Below are 21,090 nucleotides of genomic sequence, written 5' to 3'. Positions count from 1 at the left end.
AGCAGGCGGCTCGAATACGAGGGAAAGAGAATGAAAGCGGCGAAGAGATCAGCAAGCAAAGCCAGCAGGAAGCGCGGGAGACCACGCAAGGAAGACGCGGTCAGGACCGAAAGTGGACAAATATCTCGCGCCAAAGTGCCGGGCGAGGCCATCGACAGATTAGCACGGGAGACGAGAATGCGGCATTACGGACTGAAGAAGGATGATGCAAAGCAGCCTGAGGCCGGAACGGTGATCGGGAGAATGAAGCTTCTGGGTTTGATTTCGGGCGAGCTGTACGATGCGTTCACCCGGTATCAGATGACTGTGGAGCGCTACCGGCTCGCGCTTCAAGTGCCTGACAGTCTGAAGACAAGGCGCGGGGGCGTGATGAACGTCGCCCCTGATGAAGCTGACGAGAACGCTGTCGTCGCGTGGGACCGCCTATCTGCGGCAATCAAAGAGGCCCAGGCCAAGTATTCCGGAAACCTCATGGCCCCTCTGAATTACATCGTTTCTCGGGACGAAAATCACCCGCATATGATGGCGGATCTTAGAGTTGTGGGAAACGTACTCTGCCGGTTCTATGGCATTGACGTTTTACGCAAATCAGCCTAATTAAATGCGCACTGGATATAAGCCCGAAGTGTGAAAACGCCTCGGGCTTATTGATTCGCTCAAGGGCCTCGATATGGCTGACCTTCGAAGGACAAAGCGGAAAGTAGTTGGTGGGTTGACGATGCTTTCGCCAATCGAAAGGTGACGCCGGACGATGATGTGATTACCCACATGGCTCTTGTCTATGCTGGCAAGGCCATGGTGAAGGACGATGAGCGCCGAGGCGTTAAGCTTCGCGAGTTCAAGGTCGACCCAGCCTAACCCCCGCCTAGCCAAAGGCATCTCAAATGCGCACCTACACTCTCAAGGTTCTGCACGGCACTTCAACCACCACCATGACTTTCGAGTGCTGGGCGAGTTCGTATGATGATGCGTGCAGGATTGCCCGAGAGAATGGCCTCACTCCAGTCCGCGCCGCCTAGCCAGAGGCAGATTATGAACCTGTTCTTTCAAACAGAAACGACAGTGCTTGCTTGATAGCTCCTTCTGCAGTGTCTCTATGGGTCCACGGAAGATCGAAGTCGAGCCACATGTCTGCATAAAGTCCATCTGACGGGATAGGAAACTCGTAACCAACCTTAACCGACCTCAGGATGTAGGCTCGAGTAGAGAATGAGCCTTTTTGATCATCAAGGGCTTCGACACGGATATGATGATCTTCTCCGTTAATGTTCGCGACGACGATTTCTGTTCGGGCAACAACATAATGCTCGCTGAATTTCAAGTTTCAATCTCCCAAGATTAACCCATGCCAGTCATAGAAAAACTCCCGGCATGAGAAGTTAAGTTTCGGCAGCCTTTGCTGCTTTGATACCGCGATCGATTTTCGCGGTGAGAACAAACAGGAAATTACCGAGAGCTTCAGCGAACTCAACCGACTGCTTCGCTTCATCGTGAGAAACGTGAGGGTTTTCGGCATCTGCATGTCTCGGCCGATTCGAGCCAAGTCGGACTTCGTGGGCCCAGTCGGCCATACCTTGGGTGAGCAGGTTGTCCTTTAGCGCTGCATCAATTCGCACATACAGGGAGCCGTCCGTGTACCCTTTTTCTTTGAGCATAGCGTCAACGGCACTGCCGGCCATCACCGCGGCAGCATCTGGCGCGTGCATGGTTTCGTAAGCTTGCTGCAGAAAGGTCCTTGCTATCGGCGGGATATCTTCGTGTGCTTGTTTGCTGTCAGGGTAAATGAAGGCAGCTTCGTTTCCCATATATGACCCGTGACCCTCCGCGGTGACCGCTCCACCGCAAGTCCTGCAGAGATAAGTGGCCCAAGCTTTACGGCTTTGCCCATCTGTACGAGATGTGCCCGCGTTGTCTTGTGAGGCCCACACTTGATAGAGCAGCGGCGATGCAATGCCGCAATGTGGGCATCGACGAACATCTGTAAGTTGGCTTCCCATTTTCATGGATTCGAGTTTCTCCGCTCTTGAGCACTTCCCGTTGATGGGATCTTGTTCACGCGACGGTGGAGGAGTCGAGTCTGCTCAACGATGAAGGTTAACTCCGATGTTCCGGCCATCGTTCTGATCGTCGGGCTGCTTCATTCAGGTGGAATTTGAGTGGCTGACAAAGACGACAAAAATGGCCGTTTTTTACCGGGGAATAACAGTTCCACCGGAAGGCCGAAGGGCGCACGGACCAAGCTCGGGGAATCCTTCCTCGAAGACTTGCTCCACGCATGGGAGAGCCAAGGGCCGGCTGTAATCCAGAAGGTTATCGAGAAGCGCCCGCAGGACTTCCTGAAGGTCGTCGCGTCTCTGATGCCGAAGGATCTCAACATCAACGTGAATCAGATTGGCGAGATGACGGATGAACAGCTCATCGAGCGCATCAGGAAGCTCGACGCCACCATCCAGCCTTTCCTCTCTGCTCATGGAGAGGATGGAGATAACGGCGGAGATCGAGCGCAGACAGCGCACTAACAAGCTCCGGTTCTACAAGCCATATCGGAAGCAGCGGGAGTTCCACGCCGCAGGGGCGGAAAAGTCCGAACGGCTGTTCATGGCAGGCAACCAGCTGGGCAAAACCATCGCTGGCGGCGCTGAATGGGCAATCCACCTTACCGGGCGGTATCCGGATTGGTGGGAAGGCGCGACGTTCAACAGGGCCCCGCTTCTTTGGGCTGGCTCGGTCACAGGCGAAAGCACGCGCGACAACCCGCAGCGTATCCTGATCGGACCGCCGGCAATTGAAGAGCAATGGGGTACCGGCTTCGTCCCGCAAGACTGCATCGTTGACCGCACTCGCGCCATGGGCGTCCCGAACCTCCTCGATAGCGTCGTGGTGCGCTGGGGCGGTGGCGGCGACATCCAGGCATCGGAAAGCATCATCGCCTTTAAGGCCTACGAGAAAGGCCGCGAGAAATGGCAGGGCCCGACGGTCGACGGCGTCTGGTACGATGAAGAGCCGCCGGAAGATATCTATAGCGAAGGCCTGACGCGAACCAACAACGGCCAGCGTGGGCAGTTCGCGCAGACAACGTTCACGCCGCTGCTCGGCATCTCGACGGTAGTTGCTCGGTTCATCATGCCGGCTCCTGGCGATGTCGGGGCTTTGTCGCGTCACGTCACGTCAATGACGATCGACGACGCGGAGCATTACACACCCGAGGACCGGGCGAAGATCATCGCCAGCTACCCGGCCCATGAACGAGAAGCACGAGCAAAAGGCATTCCGACGCTTGGATCGGGCCGGATTTTCCCGGTTACCGAGGAAAGCATCACTATCGCCCCGTTCGAGATCCCAAAGCATTGGGTCCAGATCGGCGGGCTGGACTTCGGTTGGGATCACCCATTCGGGGCTGCTGGGTGCGCGTGGGACCGCGACGCCGATGTCTTCTATGTGACGAAGACCTATCGCGAGCGCGAGGCCACGCCGATCATCCATTCCGCGGCGCTTAAGCCATGGGGTAGCTGGTTGCCCTGGTCGTGGCCGCACGATGGATTGCAGCACGACAAGGGCAGCGGTGAGCAGCTGGCCAAGCAATACAAGGCGCAGGGCCTCGGGATGCTGCCGGAGCGGGCAACGTTCGAAGACGGAACAAATGGCGTTGAGGCCGGACTACTCGACATGCTGCAGAGGATGCAGACCGGGCGCTGGAAGGTGTTTTCCACCTGCGGCGAATGGTTCGAGGAATTCCGCCTCTATCACCGGAAGGACGGCAAGGTCGTGAAGGAGCGAGACGACGTGATTTCAGCATCTCGATACGCCCTCATGATGAAACGGCACGCCAAGGTGAACAAGCCGGCATCTGACTGGAACTTCAAGACGCAGGCTGTCGCGTAAATGGCTGATACCAAAGCAAAACCCGACAAGCTGACGTCGATCGTCGCCTCGCTCGTCCGAGACGCCGAGTCTTACCGGAACGAGCTTGGCGACGACCGCGACAAGGCGAACGAGTATTTCGACGGTGAGATGAACGACGTTCCGGTGATGGTCGGTCGCTCGTCCGTTGTCTCCCGCGATGTCCGTGCCAATATCAAGAAGGCCAAGCCGTCACTGGTCCGCACCTTGCTTGGTAACGACAAGGTCGTCGAATACGAGCCTGTTGCCGAGGGTGAAGAGGCCCAAGCCGAACAGGCAACCGAATACGTGAACTACGTCATCCTGCCTGAGAGCAAAGGCTACGAGGCTATTGAGGATGCTCTCACGGATGCAATGAAGCTCCGCAACGGCATCCTCCGCTGGTACTACGACAAGAAAATCTCGGTTCAGGTCTCGAACCATACCGGTCTGGACGAGGATGCGATCACGCAGCTCGTCGCCGACGATTCCGTCGAGGTGCTGGAGGCCAGCCAGACATTCGAAACGATCCAGGATCTGAATGGCTCGTCGATCCTGACGCCGGTCTATGATCTCAAGATCAAGCGCCGGTCGGAAAAGGGGAGGTGGGTGGTCGCGGCAGTTCCTCCCGAGCAGTTCCTCGTGCACCCGGACACGATCGATCTTGACGAAAGCCCGCTGGTCGGCATCAACACCCGCGAGCGCCGGTCTGACCTGGTCGCCATGGGCTTCGACCGTAAGAAGATCTACGGCATCCCGGCCGTCGGCGAGAACGACGACAAGGAGATGGAAGAGGACACACGCCGCCAGGACATCTTCAAGTTCGGCGACGACATGCCAAAGGCTCTGGAGGAGCTTGAGTACTACGAGCTCTACGTTCGCATTGATCAGGACGACGACGGGATTGCCGAGCTTCGCCGCCTGATCTACGCCGGTGCGATCAAGGAGGAATATCTACTCTCGAACGAGGAATGGGACGAGGTTCCTTTCGCTGACATCGTGATCGAGCGCCGGCCGCATCAGCGCGAAGGCGTATCGGTCACCGACGACACGAAGGACGATCAGAAGGTCAAGACGGTCCTTCTTCGCGAGACGCTGGATAACCTCTACTGGCAGAACAAGCCGCAGCCGATCGCCCAGGAAGAGGCCATCGTCAATCCGGACGCGGTGCTTAACCCGTCATTTGGAAAGCCGATCCGCGTAGCATCGGGCACCGATGTTCGGGCCGCTCTGGGCTTCACGCAGGTTCCGTTCGTGGCTGCCTCGTCGTTCCAGATGCTGGATTACTTCGACAAACGTATGCGGGACACGACCGGCATCTCTGACGCCTCCGGTGGTCTTCCCGCAGATGCTTTGCAGAACGTCACGGCTACTGCCTCGGCACTGATGGAACAGTCCGGTATCGGCCAGACCGAACTTATGGTCCGCACCTCGGCGCGAGGTCTCAAGCGCATGTTTAAGGGCCTCCTGAAGCTCATCATCAAACATCAGGACAAGCCCCGCACGGTCATGCTCCGCAAGAAGTGGGTGACCTTTGATCCGCGCCAGTGGAACGCCGAGATGGACGCCACGCCGAATGTTGGCCTCGGCGCCGGCACGCGAGAGCGGGACATGGCGGCGGTGCAGATGGTTCTCGGAGTGCAGGAAAAGCTGCTGGCGGCCTACGGTGACGTCGGCAACCCATTCGTGAAGCCGCAGAACGTTTCGAACGCGATCGGCAAACTGGTGGAAGCGGCCGGGTTACCGTCCGGTGACATGTTCTTCACCAAGCCGACGGAACAGGACATTGCCAAGCTGGAGCAAATGCAACAGCAGCAGGCGAACCAACCAAACCCTGAGGTGGAAAAAGCAAAAGCCGAAGCTGCGGCAAAGGCCGAAAAGCAGCAGCAGGATTTCCAGCTTGCGCAGCAGAAGCTGGCGAACGACCGAGAACTGCAGCTTGAGCGCATCAATCAGGAAATGGCGCTCAAGCGCTACCAGATTGAGCAGGAGCTTCAGTTGAAGTCTCGCCAGTCAGCGGTTCAGGCGCTTACGGGTGAACCCATGAGCCACGTCTCGATCGGAGGCATGCCAGGGTGACAGAGTCTCTTCGCGACAAGATCGTGGCATACATTCTCAATGACAGCATTCCTGCGGATGCAGTGAAAGGTGTTTGGTCCGGTTTTACCTATCCGGGGGATGTGCTGGCAGGGCACGCAAGGCCAGATGATATGGGCCGGGTTGTCGACACTGCCGGCCTTATGCTTGGAGGTGTTGCATCGGGCGGGAGCCTCGCAAAATCCACCGAAAACGTTGCCAGCAGGAACCCAAGACTGTATGATCCTCCGGTGAAATCGCCTCGTCCGTTCGAGGCGGATTACCCCGCTGGAGCCCTATCTGATGACGCAGGCAAGCTTGTATCAGACATTGATGGAAGGCAACTTTCTGCCCGATATGTGGTGGGAAGAGGGGAAGTGTCCGGACCTGATGTGGGCCTACCGCGTGAAGCACTGGACGAGATCGCAAAGGCGCGAACTGGCGAGGCAATACGTTACGTTGCGCCGGGATCTCCGGAACTTGGACGAGACGTGGGCCGGGCAAAGTTCGGAAGCAGTGGCGAGCCTGATCATGTCGCTCTCTCCCGATCGCTCGAAGAGCCTCAGCGCAGCCGCGTAGCACAGCACGAAATCGGTCATGTCATCGACCAGACCGCCGGCGAGATACCGCATGGCGGTCTGAATGCGCAACTCCGCAGCGTCTACAACGACATCAACAACCCGCAGAGCTTCGGCAAGCCTTTCGGCCCGGAGCAAAATGGCTATCGTGGTGCGGAAGTGCCGCGAGAGCTGATGACCGAAGCAATCCGCGCTTACATGGCGGACCCGAACTACATCAAGACCGTTGCGCCTGAGACAGCGGCGCGCATCCGCCAGTACGTCAACGACAACCCAAAGCTCCGAGATATCATCCAGTTCAATAGCGTTGGACCTGCAGCCGCCGGCGCTGGTGTAGCTGCAGGCCTTTACGATTGGTCGCCTCCTGCAACTGAGGATGACCGTTTCGGCGCCCTCTACCGGGCCGGGCGAGCCACGTAAAATTCACCAATCATCCCCGACAGGATGACCCATGTTGCGCAACGGGCGGGCGGGGTGTCGGTCCCGCTCGCCCATCCTTCCGACAAAGGATGAAAACATGAAAAATACACCTTCATGGATAGGCTGGTCCTATCTCGCATACGTAGCTGTGGTTATGTTTTTCACAATCGGCTGCCCAATGTATGCAGTCTTCGTTCTTGAGCGGAATCCGTGGTGGTTGCTGCTCATCCTCGTGTCGTCTTTCGCCTATTCTCCGTGGCGATGGTTCGCTCTGATGGATGGTGTTGAACGTCCTTGGCAACTAAAGGCGAAGGATACCGACCAATGATCTCCTTCGAACGAATTAACGTCTTGCTCGAAAAGCTCGGCATCCATCACAGAGCGCAGCCGGGCGGCCTTATAGACGAGACCATGGCCTGCATGCTGGAGGCTCTTCCGGCCTACATCGAGAGGTTGGTGGCCGACGAAGTGAAGCGCCAGTTGGAAGATCTGGAGCGAAGCAAATGACCTATTCGGCATTCAGCCAAAGTTTTGCTGCAGCTCAGCAGGCGGCGTACGAGGATGCAATCCGGCGCCAGCAGGAAGCTTGGTACGATGAACGTGTACGGAGAAAGGAAAATCCGTTTCAGTCATCGCAATCACCGAGGTTAGCAAACGACCACTGGGCTAAGGTGCTGAATTTGCCCGTCACTGCAGCTGCCGCAGAAATCAATGCCGCTTATCGAAAGCTGGCGAAGACCGCACACGCCGACGCTGGCGGCAGCGATGAGAAAATGTCGCGGCTCAACACGGCTCGGGACCAAGCGTTACAGGAGCGGAAATGAGACCCGAAGAACGCATCGCCTGCGCCCGAGCCATGCTGGATAATCCGCTTTTCGGCGTCCTGATGGATGAGATGGAGAAATCCGCCGTCGATCGCTGCGTAAACGCTAAACCGGTTGATCACGAAACCCGCGCTGCAATGGCTGCCGAGGTTCGCGCCATCCGCAAACTGCGGAATACCATCACCGTCCTCGTCGAAGAGGCTAACGCGCCGAATACGAGCGCACCGGCCTAACAGCCAACACAGTTTCAGAACTTCGTAACCGGGAGCCTGCGGGCCAACCCGGTTCCTAGGCGTTCCCGCATCAGCCGGAACGTGGACCACCAGCCCAAGAGGCAAACCCAAATGACGGACCATGCAACCACCAACCCCGGCCAGCCGGGGAGTGATAGTGCAATGTCACCATCGACCGATATCGACAACCCGGAAAACCTGAACTTTTGGGAGCCTACCGTCGAAGAAGAAAACGACGAACAGGCCAACTCGGAAACCCAGGAAGCGAACGGGATCGCCGGCGAGACGGATGAGGCCGCACAAGATGCGGACCAAGAGGCCGATGCATCCGCAAACACCGAAGAGCAGGAAGACGAACAAGCAGAGGCCGAACAGCCAAAGCCCAAGTCGACCAATGACGAGGACATCCTTGTTACGCTCAAGGGAGGCGAGCAGGTTCCGATCAAGGAGCTCAAGCTCGGCTACATGCGGGAGCGCGATTACCGTGTCAAAACCTCCGACCTCGGGAACAAGACCCGATCGCTGGAGGAGCTTTCCAACCGGGTGTCCAACACGGCCACCACGATTGCACAATTCCTGATCAGTCAGATGCCGCCGGAACCGAAGCCGGAGTTGGCCATGCAGGATCCTGGCAGATACGTCCAAGAGCGAGCCGTCTATGAGGCCGCAGCTCTTCGCGTGAACCAGCTTCTTTCGCAGGCCAACGAGCCGAAGAAGGTCGTCGAGCAGCTGACGAACGAGCAGAAGAGCGAAAAGCTTGCCGCCGAGGATGCCAAGTTGAGGGGATATTTCCCTGAAACAGCTACTCCGGAGGGCCGCGAAAAGTTCTTCCAAGGTGCGTTCGAAACTGGCAACGAACTCGGCTTCTCCAATGAGGAGATGCAGAACTTCGAAGATCACCGATACCTCCGCGTCATTCACTACGCCAAGCTAGGCCTTGCGGCCGAGCAGGCGAAGAAGAAGGCGATGAACAAGGTGGTCAACGCGCCGGCGCCAGTGACGCCGAAGCCGAGGGCTCAGGGACCGAACGTACAGCAGTCCCGGCGAAATCAGGATGCGATGCAGCGGTTGGGCAAAACCGGGTCGATGAAGGACGCCCTTAACATCGACTTCGATTAACCCCTGTTATCGAGGATCAGCACATGGCTGTCATTTCCAATACCGTCCGCACGTCTGGTGCGGTCGGCAACCGTGAAGAGCTTTCGGATGTGGTCTCCCGCATCACCCCGGAAGACACCCCGATCTATTCCATGATCGAAAAGGGCAAGTGCTCGTCTGTTCATCCCGAATGGGAAACGGATGAACTCGCTCCTCCCGGCGACAACGCCCGCGAAGAAGGTGAAGAATACACCTTCGGAGCAGTCACTCCGCCGGAACGCCTCGGCGATTACACTCAGATCCTTCGCAAGGACTGGGTGATCTCAAACACCCAGGAAGTTGTCGACGAAGCCGGCAAGGTCCAGAAGCGCCGGTACCAGAAGCTGAAGAAGGGCGTCGAAATCCGCAAGGACGTCGAATACGCTATCGTCAGCAACCAGGGATCGGTCGGCGGCAATGTTCGTCGTCTCGGTGGTCTGCCTTCGTGGATCAAGACAAACGTCTCCCGCGGTGCCGGTGGCGCCAACGGCGGCTTCACCAACGGCTTCACCGTTGCAGCCACGAACGGCACCCAGCGCGCATTCACGAAGACCATTCTGGATAACGTGATGCAGCAGGGATACCAGAGCGGCGCATCGTTCAAGCACGTCATGGGCTCGTCCTACATCAAGTCGGTGTTCGTCACCTTCATGTCGGACGCGAACGTTGCTCCTTTCCGCTATGCTGTTTCCGGCAATGGCGGTGAGCGTCGTACGATCGTCGCCTCGGCGGATATGTACGAAGGCCCGTTCGGCACGGTCATGGTTCACCCGAACCGCGTCATGTCCACGTCGCCCAACATCGCCCGCAACACCTTCTTCATCGACCCGGAATTCCTCGAATTCCTCTGGCTCCGCAAGATCCAGGAAGACAAGGGCGTTGCGAAGACGGGTGACGCTGACAAGGGCGTAATCATCGGCGAAGGCACGCTGAAGGTTGGCAACGAGAGGGGCCTCGGCGTCGCGGCCGATCTCTTCGGCATGTCGGCATCGCAGTAAGGAGGAAGCACCATGTCTGCATATGCATACTACCCCTTCGTTGCCGATACCGCCACGCTGGCGCTCAACGGCAGCACCCACGGTGGCGGCGTAACCGTCGTCGCCTCCCGTGCGGCAGGTATCACCATGACCCTGCCCAAGTGCCTCGGTCACGGCACGGAGTTCGACATCTACGTCGGTACCTCGATCACGTCGAACGCACTGATCATTCAGTGCGCCGACAGCGTCGATGTCATGGCTGGCGTAGCCTACGTCGCTCAGGATGCTGGCGACACGGTTGCAGCCTACGAGACCGCAGCTGATTCCGACACGATCACGCTGAATGGTTCCACCCGGGGCGGCATTCGTGGCGATCGGATCAAGATCAAGGCCGTACAGGCTGGCGTCTGGTCGGTTCAGGTCTTCTCATCTGGTACCGGAACCGAAGTGACGCCGTTCGCCGCCACGGTCTGACCCCTTGTAGGGCGGGACAACTGAGGGCGCTCCAATCGGGGCGCCTTTTTCTATTCCTCAAGGAGAAAGCACCATGACCAAGGCACAACTCACCAAGAAGGCCGAAGAACTCGGCATTGAAGTGGATGGCCGCTGGAACGAAGACCGTATCCAGCAGGAGATCGACAAGAAGGAAGCGGCGAACAAGGCTGCCAGCCAGGCACCGGTTGCCCCGACGCCTTCACAGCCCGATATCCCGCGCGCTCCGAACCAGCCCACCGGCACGGACTCGACCAACGGCTTGCCGCTGGCGCGTTTCGCACCGGCCGATGACGCAGCACCGCCGGAAATCGTCGGCATTACGCCGGGAGAAACCCCACAGCCGATCCCGGCCACGGTCGAGCCGAAGAACAACGAGAAAACCGTCAAGGTCGTCCTCGATGCGGCTTACTGGCCGGAAGAAGGCGATCGCCGTGAAGCGGGCACCAGCCTCGAAGTTCCTTCGACCAAGGCCAAGGAACTGATCTCGGCCGGCAAGGCTCACCTTCCTTTCCCGGAGGATGATCGTTGATCATTCGGGACGGCGACTGGTCGCTTTTCGACTACGACCACCAGACGGGGCGATCCGTCTGGTGCAAAGACGACGGTGTTGAGCGGGTATTCCGCATCGATACCCCTGTCGACCACATCATTCGCGAGAACGAATTCACCCGCAATGCCACCTCGGGCAACCGGATGGGAGATTGGGTGAAGATTGCTTCCATCCCGTTGAACCACGCTCACCACGAAAACCTGGTCCGCGCTCATACCGAGGGCGACGACAAATTCGTGAAGCGCTGGTTGAACGACGGAGACAACCGGGCATTCCGAAGCTTCGAGGCCACGATCTGATGTCCGCAATCAGCGACTATGCCAGCCTGCTCATCGATGCCGGCGAATATGCCGGTGCCAATGACATTGCGAACGTGTTTCCGCGGCTAGTCGCTTTGGCTGAGGCTAAGTTCAATCGCGTCCTCCGCGTGGCCGAAATGGAGACGGTGGGGACGGTCACGCTGATCGACGGGAATGCTGATCTCCCGGCCGACTTCCTTGAGGCTCGTCTCGTCACGGCGCCTGATGGCAGCGGTCTTTCCGCATGGTCGCTTTCGGAGTTGAACCGACGCTTCGGCACCTATGGTGGCATCCCGGCCGGGTATTCCGTGGTTGGCGGCTCTCTTCGCGTCCGTCCCACATCGAGTGAAACTGTCTCGCTTGAATATTACGCCAAGATCCCGCCGCTAACGCCGGCAAACCCGACGAACTGGCTGCTTGAGAAGGCACCTGACGCTTATCTCTACGGTCTCGTCGAGGAGATCGCGATCTGGAAGAAGGATGTCGACGGCGTCCAGGCCGGCCGCACGCTCAAGGAACTCGCCCTGCGCGGTCTCTCGCTGCAGGATGAGCGGGCGAGGTGGGGCAACGCTCAGGTCGTTATTGGAGGCTTGACCCCATGAGCCTGAAGACAATCATCGACGAGGTATGTGATGCCGTCTCGATCGACCGCTTTGACGCCATCTATGGCAGTGACGACCCCAACGCTTTGACAATGCTCGATCACGCTCAGCAGGCAGGTGATGAAATTGCGCGTCGTGCCGATTGGCAGGCCCTGCTTCGCACCGAGATGCTTGTCGCATCAGGTGACCCATTGCCCGAGGATTTTCAGCGCCTGGCGCCGGGTGGCGGTATCCGCGCTGCTGACGGTACTTTCATCCGCCCAGTCACAAACAGCGGCCAGTGGGCGATCATCTCTCAGGTTGGATCCGTTCAGCCTTACTATTTCATCAGCAATGGCACGGTTCGCGTGGCGCCTGTCACTTCGGGTGACGGAGCGCTGATCGATTATCTTTCCAAGGATTGGATCAAGAACGGGGCCGAGTTCAAGGCTGAATACAGTGTCGATGATGATACGGCGGTCTTCCCAGAGCGTCTTCTGGTCAAGAACGTGATCTGGCGGTGGCGCCGGCAGAAGGGGTTGGCTTTTGACGATCAGCTCGCCGAGTTCGAGGCTGATCTTGTCCAAGAAATCAATTCGGACCGCGGCGCATGAAGATGGCAGTCCAGCCGGGCAGGATCCGGCAAAACAATCGTGGCGGCGGGGTAGGGGCAAGCCAGCAGCGATCTGCGCCACTGCCGTTTCCGGCACCTACGCTGGGGCTGGTGACCACTGCCGACATCGCCTCGCAACAGAGCGGCGCGGCAATTGTCTTGGAGAACTGGTTTCCGACGCTGACGGGTGCCCGCATTCGCGGCGGCAGCGAAAAGTGGGGCCTGGTTGCCGACGGCGGCGCGATCGTATCGGCGTTCCGGTATGTCTATGGCTCGATCGAGCGCATGTTCATGGCGACAGCGACGGCGATCTACGACATGTCGGCTCCGGCTGTCCCGCCAACAACGACGGCGGCGGTGGTAACGGGACTGACGAGTGGCGATTTCTGCACATTCCAACAGACGAACGCTGGCCAGAGTTTTCTGGTCTGCTTCAATGGGACAGATGATCGGCGCGTCTACAACGGAACGACCTGGGGCACGACCCCAGCCGTTACATTTTCAGACGCCACGACGATGGCGAACCTGAATTTCGGTTGGGTGTTCAAGAACCGGCAATTTCTGCTGAAGAATGGTTCGCTGGATGCCTACTATCTGACCACGCTCAATGCCGTCGGCGGCGCATCGGCGGTCTTCCCGCTCGGCGGTGTGATGCGTAAAGGCGGCTCGCTGCTGATGGGCTTTTCATGGTCCGTAGAAAGCGGCAATGGCCCGAACGAATATTGCGTGTTCTGTTCGACTGAGGGAGAGGTGGCCGTCTACAGCGGATCGGACCCGGCCAACGCAAATGACTTTGGGCTCGTCGGTGTCTACCAGATCGGCCGGCCACTTGGCAAAAACGCATTCTACAAATCCGGCGGGGATGTGCTCATTGCCACAGTCGACGGGCTGATACCGCTATCGCAGGCGTTCCAGCGCGATCGGCAACAGCTCTCTCTCGTTTCGCTCTCGCGGCCCGTAGAAGATGTCTGGAAGGCTGTAGCGGCAGTTACGGGGGCGGGGTGGACGATCACCTTGTGGCCGGAAGAAAACCTCGTGTTCGTTTGTTTTCCGTCCAACCCGATCGCGCCAGACACGACCTTCGTGTTCAACGCTCTGACCAGCAAATGGTCGGTCGTCACAAACTGGATGGCAAACTGCTTTTCGTCCTATCAGAAGAGCCTGTTTTTCGGATCGGGTGCCGGCCTCGCGTGGCATGGCGACTATACCGGAACAGACGACGGGATGCCGTTCAAAGCGTCCTATCTTTCGCACTTCAGTTCTGTGCAGGGATTTGGCCAGGAGAAGGCGGCAAGTACCGCGACGATGAGGTTCAAATCCTCTGTAAAACCGACCGTCAGACTGTTCGCGCGCTCAGATATGGATCAGTCGATCCCGTCGTTTTCGACAGTCTCTGCAAATACCACCGGAGCTTCCGTTTGGGATGTCGGATTGTGGGACGTGGCCAAATGGGACGGCGATGGAATATCCCGAAATTACTTCAAGTACAGGCAGAACGTTCGGGCGCAAGGTGATGTTTTGGCTATAGGATGTGTTATCGTGTCAGGCGGCGCCGTCAAGTTGGACGTTGAGATAGACCTCGGCACATTGCAGGTATCCTCCGGGGCGAGCGACGGCTGATGCTCCCCGACGATCTGAAGGAAAGACGGACCACGCTTTTGCGCTGCACCCTTGGGGACGAGTCCGCGGCGGACTTCCTCAACCAGATGGCAGAAATGACGCGCCTTGCCGACGATATCGTCGATGAGGAAGAGCATCGCCAAAGGAACGTGTGCTGGCTTTTGTCTCGGGCATGGACGGTTCTCCCGTTCAACCTCTTCTTCCAGCGCCACGGCATCGTCCTTGGACCGCTTCTCAACAGCATCATCGTCCGCTGGCAGCAAAGCGACGAGTTCCGGCTTTCCGGCGATCGCCTGAAGCAAACGTTCGGCTTCGTGATCCGAGAAGACATCGGCACGCTCACCATTGCCGTGGCCTCGATTATCGGCGGTTACGAGCATGCAAAACAGGTCGCCGACGAGATGTTTGCGATGTGCCACGCGACGACCGGCGAAACCGTCGAAGATTGGGTAAAGGAATAAGCCATGGGTCTCTATGGATCAGCACCGAAGACGCCTGACCCGAAGGAAACCGCGTCTGCCCAGACCGCGACCAATATCGGTACCGCCATCGCGAATGGCTATCTCGGGAACGTCAATCAGGTTACCCCAGACGGAAACCTGACCTATTCGCAGACCGGTACGAACAAGTGGACCGATCCGTTGAACGGGAAGACCTATGATCTTCCGACGTGGACGGCGACGACGACCCTTTCCCAAGCTCAACAGGCGATCAAGAATCAGGAAGATGCGGCGAGCCTCAACCTCGCTACGCTGGCGAACACTCAATCGAACCGTCTGAACTCGCTTCTCGCGAACCCTTTCACGATGAACGGCGCGCCGGCCGCTGGAGACGTTTCGAAGCTTACAGCTCCTACCTATCAGCAGTTCGGTTCCGGGCCGCAGTTACAGACCTCGATCGCGGGCGCAGGCGATATCACCAAGAGCTATGGCACTGATTATTCTTCCAACGTGAAAGAGGTGCAGGACGCGTTGATGGCGCGGCTGCAGCCATCGCTCGACCAGAACCGCGCGGCTCTCGAACAGAAGCTTGCCAATCAGGGGCTGCAGCCTGGCTCAGAAGCCTATGACCGGGCGCTGGCAACGGCGACGGCGCAGGAGAACGATGCTCGATATGGAGCTATCCTCAACGCCGGGCAGGAGCAAACCCGTCTCGCCAATCTCGCAAACCAGCAGGCCACGTTTCAGAACGCGGCACAGGCCCAGCAATATTCGCAGAACGCCAACAACGCGAGCTTTGCGAATTCTGCCAATCAGCAGATGTTCAGCAACCAAAATCAGGCAACGGCCGGCAACAATGCCTTGAAGGATCAAAGCTTCAATTCTCAGCAAGCGATCATCAATGCTCAGAACGCTGCCCGGGCAAACTACCTCAATGAAAACTACGCGCAGCGAAACCAGAACATCAACGAAGTTCTAGGCTTGGCGTCGGGTGCTCAAGTATCTAATCCGAATTTTGTCGCGACCCAGGGGCAGAGTATTCCGACGGTAGATTACGCCGGGCTCGTCAACCAGAACTACCAGAACGAGCTTGCGGCATATCAACAGAACCAAGCCGGGATCGGCTCGCTTCTCGGGGGATTGGGCAGCCTGTTCTCGCTCTCCGACGAGGACGCAAAGAAGGACGTCGAGAAAGTCGGCGGTCTCTATGCCTACCGGTACAAGGGTGAGAGCAAAAACGCTCCGAAGCGGATCGGCGTCATGGCGCAAGAGGTCGAGAAGATCCGACCAGATACCGTTCGAACCGGCCGGGACGGTTACAAGCGCGTGAACTACGGCGCCCTCTTTCAGGCAGGAGCAGCGTAATGCAGGCTTTCCTCATCCACGGACAGAATGGCCAGTCCATGACGCCTGAACAGCGCAAGCAGGCGATGGTCCAGCAACTCCAGCAACAGATCATGGGCCAACCTGCGCAGAACGTCACGCAGGGCGCTGGTCAGCTGGCGGCAGGGATCGGCATGGGCTTGGCGAATTACGGCAACCAGCCGAAAAACCAATTTCCATCCGCGCCGGTGGCGCCTTCTCAGGGAGCGGTCGCTAATCCCACCACTCCCACGATGGGCCGCATGAACCTCGGCAATCTCTTCAATTTCGGCAATAAGGGCTTCTTCTAATGGTTGGATTCCTTTTCGGCGGAAATACCGGTCTCAATTATGAAGACCTGCAGAACCGTCGTGCCGCGGCTGATGCCTTGGCAAAGCGCATCATGGGGCAGCAGCCGAAGAACACCTATGAAGGCATCGGCGCGCTTCTGACAGGCGCGGCTGCCGGCATTGGCCGGTACCGTGCCGACAAGGAGATGAAGCAGGGTAGAGATCAGGCATCGAGCCAGTTCAACGATATCCTGAGCAAGATCACCGGCCAGCCGGCTTCTACTGATGCGGCCAGCCTGCCGATGCCGGGCGCGGCGAGTGAATTGGCGGCAACAAGCCCTGCTGCTGATGTGTCGAGCAACGGTTCAACTTTCTCGCCATTCATTGACACGGTAAAGGCCGGCGGCCTGACCAACCCGTATGGCCTCGCCGCGGTCGCTGCGACCGGCCGAGCAGAAAGCGGGTTTTCACCAGCGAACGCAGCCCGGACATGGAGCGACCCCAGCGAGAGCGGACAGGCAGGCACCGCCGGCGGCGTCATGTCCTGGCGAGCAGAACGGTTGCAGAACCTCCAGCGCTACGCCGCCTCCAAGGGAGAGCAGGGGAACGGCTCGCCTCAGACGCAGGCCGAATTCTTCATGCGGGAAGATCCTCAGTTGGTCGCGCAGCTCAATGCTGCGAAGTCGCCGGAAGAGGCTCAGGCCTTGATGAACGGTGCGTGGAAATTTGCCGGTTATGACCGTCCGGGGGGGGAAGCGGGGCGACGCCTCGGATATGCCAACGGATACGTCGCGCAGTTTCAGGGGCAGGGCGGCCAGCAAGTGGCCTCGCTTGACCCGTCCGCTGGAATGTCTGGCGCTGCTGCAATCGAGCAAATGGCGCCCGGTTCCGGCTATGTCGATCCGAGCGCTTCAGCCCCGAACGCCGTTCAGCCTGCCCCAACGTTCGATGCCGGTCGTTTCGCCGATCCGATCAATCTAGCAGAAATGCCTGCAAATCGCGCTGATCTACCTGGCGGTCTTCAATCTCAGGCGAGCGCGTATGCTGCTCAACAGCCGCAGATGCTCCGCCCGTTTCGTCCAGGTGAGCGGCGCGATAATCCAGACGGCTCCTATTCGACCGAACTCAGCACCACTTGGCAGCTGCCGGATGGAACGTGGACCAACGTTCCGTCGCTCTGGATGGGGCAGAACGGCCCGCAGCAGTTCGACCCGAATGATGAGCAAGGCATCCTCGGCGCCATGCAGCGATACGAGCAGCAAGCGGGGCCGACCTTCCCGCGCTTTTCTTCGCAGCAGGAAGCCGAAATGGCGGCGCGCAATCGGTCAGCAGCGGGCGGGGCTGGCGCTCCGTTACCCGGTTTGCCGACTAGCAACGTTGCGGCCGCTCCTCAGGTAGCCGCAGCGCCACAGCAGCAGGTGGCGCAGGCCCCGGCTCAAACCTACAGCGCGCCGCAGTATCAGCCGTATCAAATCGATCCCACCGTACTGCAATTTCTGTCGAATCCCTTCGCGGATGAGGGTCAGAAGCAAGCGGTCCGGCTGCAGGTCCAGCAACAGATGCAAGCTCATCAGCAGCAGCAAGAGGAGAATTCTTGGCGCGCTCGCCAGGATTATGAACAGCAGATCCGCCAGAATGATCCGCTCTATCGCGCGCAAGTCGAGAAAGCCAGCCGACCGGGTTACAGAATGCTCTCGACTGAAGAGCGCACAGCCTACGGCATCCCCGCCGACGATACCCGACCGTATCAGGTCGGCCCTGAAGGCCAAGTCTCTGCGATCGGGGGAATGGGACAGGCCCAGACCCCGGGAGTGGAAGCACGACAGAGGCGCGAACTGGCAATCCAGAACGGGATCGACCCGAATTCCGCGGAAGGCCAGCGATATATTCTCACCGGCACGCTTCCCGCATCCGACCGCGGCGTCACTGCTGGCGATAGAGAGGCAATCCGTGACGCCGACGATATGGTCAACACCGGTGAGGCTACTCTCGGTCTGATCGACCGAGCGATTGACCTGTCCGGCAAGGCTTATGAAGGCGCAGGAGCCGGCACACGAGCCCTTGTCGCATCACAGTGGGGCGACGATGGAGCTATCGCGACGCGCGAGTTTGACAATATCATCACCGAACAAGCTCTTGGGCAGTTGAAGAGCATCTTCGGTGGAGCCCCGACAGAAGGCGAGCGGGCCATCCTTCTCGAGGTCCAGGGTTCGTCGAGCCAGCCCAAGGCAGTTCGTGACGCCATCCTCCAGCGCGCGCGCAAAGCCGTCGAGCGTCGGGTCAACTACAATCGCGACAGGGCAAACGAACTGCGCGGTGGGACTTACTACAAGCCTCGGGAGGCAGCACAGCCGAACGTCCAGACGAATACACCCCAGACACCGGCAGAAGCAACCGGCATGCCTCCGACTTCAAACAGCAGAGGCCCGAGGGCACCCATCGCCATTGACGGCTACACCATCAAACAGGTGAACTGATGCCAGATTTCGAAATCACCGGACCTGACGGCAAAAAGTGGGTCGTATCTGGAGACAACGCGGAAGGTGCTTATCAGGCCTTTCAGAAGCATCTCAGCTCAGGCGCTGCGCAAGGTGCAGGATCTCAGCCCGCGGCGACAAACCCCGATACGGGAACTCAGAAGGTCGACGCCTCAACCGTCTACGTCGATGAAATGCTGTTTGGCCTGCCTGGGAAAGCCTCTGCTGCTTTGAATGCAGCTATCCGTTCTCCCTTCACCGACAAAACGTTCGGTGAGGAATACGACACGATCCGCAATCAGTATAATAACGCTCGCGAGCGGTATGCTGAAGAGAACCCGGTGACTAATGCTGCAGCATCGATCGGCGGGGCTATTCATGGCGGTGGGGCTGTAAACGCCATCGCAGGCCGCGCAATCACTCAGGCGGCTCCACGCGCAGCACAGGCGCTCCAATCGACATATGCTGGCCGTATGGCTGGTGACGCGGCCTCTGGTATCGCTCAGGGTGCTGCGTCTGCTTACGGTCATGATGAGAACGTTGGTGTGGGTGCGACGATCGGCGGGGTAGTGGGTGGGTTGGCTCGTCCGGTCATGAGCGCTGGCGGTGCGGTTCTGGATTCGGCGGGTGGTCTTGTTGGTCTGGGAAATGCTGGCCGTGCAAATCGGGCCATTGCGGAGGCTGTATCTCGATCTGGACAAACGCGCGATGACGTGCAGGACGCTCTGTTTCGCGCTGCGCAGGACGGCCAGACAGAGTTCACAGTAGCGGATGCTCTAGGAAACTCAGGGCAGCGAATGCTCACCGGAATTGTCCGATCCCCGGGCGATATGAGGCAAACAATTACAGAGACCTTGCAGCGTCGTCAGGCAGGGCAGGGTAGGCGCTTGCAGAATGCCCTCGTTGAGGGGTTCGGCACGCCACAGACGAAGGCGCAGACGGAAACTGCTCTTACGGCCCTACGTAAAGCGGATGCCGGCACCAATTACACGGCAGCGCGACAAGGAGCAGGCGCGGTTAATCCATCGAATGCAATCACGAGAGCAGATGAGTTCCTAGGAACAGGAGGAAGCCTGCCTCTCACGAATATCTCCGACGATAGCGTTGAGGGAGCGGTGAGGCGGGCTCGTTCGCTTTTGACGGACGGAGAAAATGTTGTCAGCGATTTCGACACGGCATTCCGTGCCAAAGTCGAACTCGACAACATGATTGAGAATGCAAGCCCAACCATTCAGGGCAGGCTCATCCCGATCCGAAACGAACTCGACAAGGCTCTCGAGAAGTCTTCCGATGTCTACGCCAACGCGCGAGACACGTTCCGTCGCCAGAGCCAGGATATCGAAGCGGCTAATATCGGCCGTGACGCCGCGATGAGGGGACGTGTGGAAGACACTGTCCCGCGGTTCCAGTCGATGCAGAGGCCTGAACAGCAGGCGTCGTTTAGGGCTGGATATGTTGACCCGTATATTGAGGACCTGCAGAAGACGGCTGGCCCAGCAACGAACCGAGCCAGGCCGTTGATTACGGATGCAACGGGAGTAGAATTCCCCGCTTTTGCTGCACCGGGCAGGGGCCAGCAGATGCAAGACCGCATTGGCCGTGAACAGCGGATGTTCGAAACCTACAATGCGGCGCTAGGTGGGTCTAAAACCGCGGACAATGCAGCGGATCAGCTTGACGTGCAGTCTTTCGACCCGACGATGTTCGGTATGGTCATGAGCGGCAATTTTCCCGGTGCGGCGTTGCGGGGCCTACAGAACGGTATCAACACCATTCAGGGAAGAAACAGCCAGACGCGCGATCTGGCTGCCCGTATTCTTCTAGGCACGAACGGGAATGGCACTGCCGCCTTCCATCAGGCACTTGATGCTGCGCAAACCAATGAAAGCCTGAGGGAACGGATACTGAGGGCGATGATCTCGGGTACTGCAACCGCACCCCAGTCCTTGGCCAACTAGAAGGGCCAGCCGTTCCGCCACAGAAACAGGGCCACCGCAACACATGCGATGGGCCAGATATAGTTCACCAAGTCGAGTGGCGTGGCCGGTCGCCCGTGCTTTTCCTCCGCCCAGCGTCGTTCGCCATAGTTGGGGTACTTGTGATGCTCGTTCGGGTCGTGGTCGATAGTGTTCAATAGCAGCTCGTTGTGTAGCTCGAAGGTGCGCCACCAACAAATGTGCTGTGCGGCGTAGTCGTGCAGTTTACCGGCCGTGTTGCATTATAGCTAGCTGCGTTTTGC

Annotated in this window: 24 protein-coding genes; 22 read left to right on the top strand and 2 right to left on the bottom strand. The window is 58.6% G+C overall.

Annotated features, from left to right (window positions below; genetic code table 11):
- The first annotated feature begins 30 nt into the window (after positions 1 to 30).
- On the top strand, positions 31 to 597 hold the full coding sequence (locus GGE33_RS08275; RefSeq protein WP_183822008.1) for a hypothetical protein: 567 nt from the start codon (positions 31 to 33) through the stop codon (positions 595 to 597).
- Positions 598 to 1,030: 433 nt separating this feature from the next.
- On the opposite strand, the gene GGE33_RS08270 is transcribed toward GGE33_RS08275, so the two are convergent.
- Both GGE33_RS08270 and GGE33_RS08265 read right to left on the bottom strand, forming a co-directional pair.
- Positions 1,031 to 1,321 (bottom strand): hypothetical protein, encoded by a 291-nt coding sequence (locus tag GGE33_RS08270; RefSeq protein ID WP_183822006.1) that lies wholly within the window; start codon positions 1,319 to 1,321, stop codon positions 1,031 to 1,033.
- A 58-nt stretch (positions 1,322 to 1,379) separates the two neighbouring features.
- Positions 1,380 to 1,805 carry a DUF4145 domain-containing protein gene (locus GGE33_RS08265; protein ID WP_183822004.1) on the bottom strand — a complete coding sequence of 142 codons (426 nt, stop codon included), beginning with the start codon at positions 1,803 to 1,805 and terminating at the stop codon, positions 1,380 to 1,382.
- 351 nt (positions 1,806 to 2,156) lie between these two features.
- On the opposite strand from GGE33_RS08265, the gene GGE33_RS08260 reads away from it, so the two are divergent.
- The 21 genes from GGE33_RS08260 (at position 2,157) to GGE33_RS08160 (ending at position 20,809) form a co-directional block, all read left to right on the top strand.
- Positions 2,157 to 2,519, top strand: coding sequence for a hypothetical protein (locus GGE33_RS08260; RefSeq protein ID WP_183822002.1), 363 nt, complete (start codon positions 2,157 to 2,159; stop codon positions 2,517 to 2,519).
- On the top strand, positions 2,407 to 3,882 hold the full coding sequence (locus GGE33_RS08255; RefSeq protein ID WP_183822000.1) for a terminase large subunit domain-containing protein: 1,476 nt from the start codon (positions 2,407 to 2,409) through the stop codon (positions 3,880 to 3,882). Before GGE33_RS08260 ends, GGE33_RS08255 begins: the two co-directional genes overlap by 113 nt.
- Positions 3,883 to 5,958 carry a portal protein gene (locus GGE33_RS08250; protein ID WP_183821998.1) on the top strand — a complete coding sequence of 692 codons (2,076 nt, stop codon included), beginning with the start codon at positions 3,883 to 3,885 and terminating at the stop codon, positions 5,956 to 5,958.
- A 374-nt stretch (positions 5,959 to 6,332) separates the two neighbouring features.
- Positions 6,333 to 6,953: a hypothetical protein gene (locus GGE33_RS08245; protein ID WP_183821996.1), complete on the top strand. Its 621-nt coding sequence runs from the start codon at positions 6,333 to 6,335 to the stop codon at positions 6,951 to 6,953.
- A gap of 97 nt (positions 6,954 to 7,050) precedes the next feature.
- Complete coding sequence (locus GGE33_RS08240) at positions 7,051 to 7,281, top strand: hypothetical protein (protein ID WP_183821994.1); 231 nt, start codon at positions 7,051 to 7,053, stop codon at positions 7,279 to 7,281.
- Entirely contained in the window at positions 7,278 to 7,460 is a 183-nt protein-coding gene (locus tag GGE33_RS08235) for a hypothetical protein (RefSeq protein ID WP_183821992.1), read from the top strand. The genes GGE33_RS08240 and GGE33_RS08235 overlap by 4 nt, the downstream gene beginning before the upstream one ends.
- Positions 7,457 to 7,777 (top strand): hypothetical protein, encoded by a 321-nt coding sequence (locus tag GGE33_RS08230; protein ID WP_183821990.1) that lies wholly within the window; start codon positions 7,457 to 7,459, stop codon positions 7,775 to 7,777. The genes GGE33_RS08235 and GGE33_RS08230 overlap by 4 nt, the downstream gene beginning before the upstream one ends.
- On the top strand, positions 7,774 to 8,010 hold the full coding sequence (locus GGE33_RS08225) for a P-loop NTPase family protein (protein ID WP_183821988.1): 237 nt from the start codon (positions 7,774 to 7,776) through the stop codon (positions 8,008 to 8,010). The genes GGE33_RS08230 and GGE33_RS08225 overlap by 4 nt, the downstream gene beginning before the upstream one ends.
- A 111-nt stretch (positions 8,011 to 8,121) precedes the next feature.
- Positions 8,122 to 9,129 carry a hypothetical protein gene (locus GGE33_RS08220; protein ID WP_183821985.1) on the top strand — a complete coding sequence of 336 codons (1,008 nt, stop codon included), beginning with the start codon at positions 8,122 to 8,124 and terminating at the stop codon, positions 9,127 to 9,129.
- 23 nt (positions 9,130 to 9,152) lie between these two features.
- The gene (locus GGE33_RS08215; protein ID WP_183821983.1) at positions 9,153 to 10,145 is read left to right on the top strand and encodes a DUF5309 domain-containing protein; all 993 of its coding nucleotides are present in this window, start codon (positions 9,153 to 9,155) and stop codon (positions 10,143 to 10,145) included.
- Positions 10,146 to 10,157: 12 nt separating this feature from the next.
- Positions 10,158 to 10,598 (top strand): hypothetical protein, encoded by a 441-nt coding sequence (locus GGE33_RS08210; protein WP_183821981.1) that lies wholly within the window; start codon positions 10,158 to 10,160, stop codon positions 10,596 to 10,598.
- Positions 10,599 to 10,671: 73 nt separating this feature from the next.
- A complete protein-coding gene (locus GGE33_RS08205; protein ID WP_183821979.1) occupies positions 10,672 to 11,148 on the top strand; it encodes a hypothetical protein in 477 nt (158 codons plus the stop codon).
- Entirely contained in the window at positions 11,145 to 11,468 is a 324-nt protein-coding gene (locus GGE33_RS08200; RefSeq protein ID WP_183821977.1) for a hypothetical protein, read from the top strand. The genes GGE33_RS08205 and GGE33_RS08200 overlap by 4 nt, the downstream gene beginning before the upstream one ends.
- Entirely contained in the window at positions 11,468 to 12,070 is a 603-nt protein-coding gene (locus GGE33_RS08195) for a phage adaptor protein (protein ID WP_183821975.1), read from the top strand. Before GGE33_RS08200 ends, GGE33_RS08195 begins: the two co-directional genes overlap by 1 nt.
- The gene (locus GGE33_RS08190; RefSeq protein ID WP_183821973.1) at positions 12,067 to 12,663 is read left to right on the top strand and encodes a phage adaptor protein; all 597 of its coding nucleotides are present in this window, start codon (positions 12,067 to 12,069) and stop codon (positions 12,661 to 12,663) included. Before GGE33_RS08195 ends, GGE33_RS08190 begins: the two co-directional genes overlap by 4 nt.
- Positions 12,664 to 12,665: 2 nt before the next feature.
- The gene (locus GGE33_RS08185) at positions 12,666 to 14,282 is read left to right on the top strand and encodes a hypothetical protein (protein ID WP_183822453.1); all 1,617 of its coding nucleotides are present in this window, start codon (positions 12,666 to 12,668) and stop codon (positions 14,280 to 14,282) included.
- Positions 14,282 to 14,743 (top strand): hypothetical protein, encoded by a 462-nt coding sequence (locus GGE33_RS08180; RefSeq protein WP_183821971.1) that lies wholly within the window; start codon positions 14,282 to 14,284, stop codon positions 14,741 to 14,743. Before GGE33_RS08185 ends, GGE33_RS08180 begins: the two co-directional genes overlap by 1 nt.
- Before the next feature lie 3 nt (positions 14,744 to 14,746).
- Positions 14,747 to 16,087 (top strand): tail fiber domain-containing protein, encoded by a 1,341-nt coding sequence (locus tag GGE33_RS08175; protein ID WP_183821968.1) that lies wholly within the window; start codon positions 14,747 to 14,749, stop codon positions 16,085 to 16,087.
- Entirely contained in the window at positions 16,087 to 16,395 is a 309-nt protein-coding gene (locus tag GGE33_RS08170) for a hypothetical protein (RefSeq protein WP_183821966.1), read from the top strand. The genes GGE33_RS08175 and GGE33_RS08170 overlap by 1 nt, the downstream gene beginning before the upstream one ends.
- Positions 16,395 to 18,851, top strand: coding sequence for a phage tail tip lysozyme (locus GGE33_RS08165; RefSeq protein WP_183821964.1), 2,457 nt, complete (start codon positions 16,395 to 16,397; stop codon positions 18,849 to 18,851). Before GGE33_RS08170 ends, GGE33_RS08165 begins: the two co-directional genes overlap by 1 nt.
- Complete coding sequence (locus tag GGE33_RS08160) at positions 18,851 to 20,809, top strand: hypothetical protein (RefSeq protein WP_183821962.1); 1,959 nt, start codon at positions 18,851 to 18,853, stop codon at positions 20,807 to 20,809. The genes GGE33_RS08165 and GGE33_RS08160 overlap by 1 nt, the downstream gene beginning before the upstream one ends.
- Positions 20,810 to 21,090: the final 281 nt, after the last annotated feature.

It is taken from the genome of Aliirhizobium cellulosilyticum, from assembly GCF_014198105.1.
Lineage (GTDB): Bacteria > Pseudomonadota > Alphaproteobacteria > Rhizobiales > Rhizobiaceae > Neorhizobium > Neorhizobium cellulosilyticum.
This window is presented reverse-complemented; position numbering and strand designations above follow the sequence as displayed.